Annotated in this window: 1 protein-coding gene and 1 pseudogene; both read left to right on the top strand. The window is 34.7% G+C overall.

Features of this window, described 5'->3' with window-relative positions; translation table 11 throughout:
• On the top strand, positions 1-1,349 hold a 1,349-nt coding region (locus tag WBN21_RS10625), incomplete at its 5' end, for a glycoside hydrolase family 3 C-terminal domain-containing protein (RefSeq protein WP_424200098.1).
• 67 nt (positions 1,350-1,416) lie between these two features.
• Positions 1,417-1,778 (top strand): annotated as a pseudogene (locus WBN21_RS10620) (glycosyl hydrolase); the annotation flags it as partial.

Below are 1,778 nucleotides of genomic sequence, written 5' to 3'. Positions count from 1 at the left end.
TGGATATGGTTTCCGAAGGGTTTCTAACGACTTTAAAAAAATCTATTGAAGAAGGAAGTGTTTCAATGGAATATGTTGATAAAGCCGTAAAGCGAATTTTAACTGCAAAATATAAAATAGGACTATTTAATGACCCTTATAAATATTGTGATTTAGAAAGACCGAAAACAGATGTTTTTACAGATGAAAATAGGGCATTTGCTAGGCAAGTTAGTGCAGAATCTATGGTGTTGCTTAAAAATGAAAACCAGTTGCTACCACTAAAAAAGGCGGGAACTATTGCACTAATTGGTCCATTGGCTAATACAGCAGTAAATATGGCTGGTACTTGGAGTGTGGCTACACAACAGGAGAAATCTATTCCGTTGTTAGAAGGTTTAAAAAGCGTTGTTGGTGATAAAGCCACCATTTTGCATGCAAAAGGTAGTAATGTTGACTATGATTTAACTTTTGAAAACCTTGCCACGATGTTTGGAAAGACAATTCCGCGTGATGGCAGAACCGATAAACAAATGCTAGATGAAGCTTTAGCAATTGCCAGAAAATCGGATGTTATTTTGGCTGCTATTGGCGAATCGGCAGAGTTAAGTGGCGAATGTAGTAGTGTCACAAATCTTCAAATTCCACAGGCTCAAAAAGATTTATTAAACGCTTTATTAAAAACAGGAAAGCCCGTTGTTTTAGTGTTATTCACAGGAAGACCGCTTGCAATTGTTGAAGAAAATAAAAATGTTCCTGCAATTTTAAATGTTTGGTTTCCAGGAAGTGAAGCTGGTTTAGCTATTTCAGATGTGTTGTTTGGCGATGTTAATCCTTCGGGGAAATTATCAGCCACATTCCCCATGAATGTTGGTCAAGTTCCAATTTTCTACAATCATAAAAATACAGGAAGACCGCTTGGGAATAGCGAAGGGAAATTTGAAAAATTCAAATCTAACTATCTCGATGTGAGGAACGAGCCACTATATCCATTTGGTTACGGTTTAAGTTATACAACTTTCAATTATTCGAACTTAAAACTAGACAAAACATCCATAAATAAAGATGAGGAAATAAATGTTTCAGTTGATGTCACAAATTCTGGAAATTATGATGGAAAAGAAGTGGTTCAACTATATATTCGAGATTTGGTAGGTTCTGTAACAAGACCTGTAAAAGAATTGAAAGGCTTTCAAAAAATACTGATTAAAAAAGGAGAAACTCAAACTATAAATTTCACTATTTCAGAGGACGATTTAAAATTCTATAATTCTAATTTAGACTTTATTGCTGAACCAGGCGACTTTGATGTATTTGTTGGAACAAACTCTGAAATTAATTTAAAAACACGATTTGAGTTAATTAAATAACCTATAATCATTAAAGCTTGGACGGTAAAAGCAAGCTATGAACTAAATATTTTAGAAAACAATAATTATGAAAATAGCTATAAAATTAAATTTGATAGTCTTTTTTAGCTTAATAGGTTGTTGTTTCTCTGAAGCACAATCCAATAATCAGCAATTTGAAATCAAGGTTGATTCCTTGATGCAACTCATGACGCTTCAAGAGAAAATTGGGCAAACGGTGATGTATGGTGGCCATTGGGATCAAACAGGGCCTGTTGTCGGTTCCGATAATGGCAAGTTTATTCGCGAAGGTAATATGGGCGCTATGTTGAATGCCATGTCTGTTAAAGGCACTCGCGATTTACAAAAAATAGCTGTAGAAGAAACCCGTTTGGGTATTCCATTATTGTTTGGATATGATGTTATTCATGGACATCGCACTATTTTTCC

The sequence above is a fragment of the Algibacter sp. genome (assembly GCF_049667265.1).
GTDB lineage: Bacteria > Bacteroidota > Bacteroidia > Flavobacteriales > Flavobacteriaceae > Algibacter_B.
This window is presented reverse-complemented; position numbering and strand designations above follow the sequence as displayed.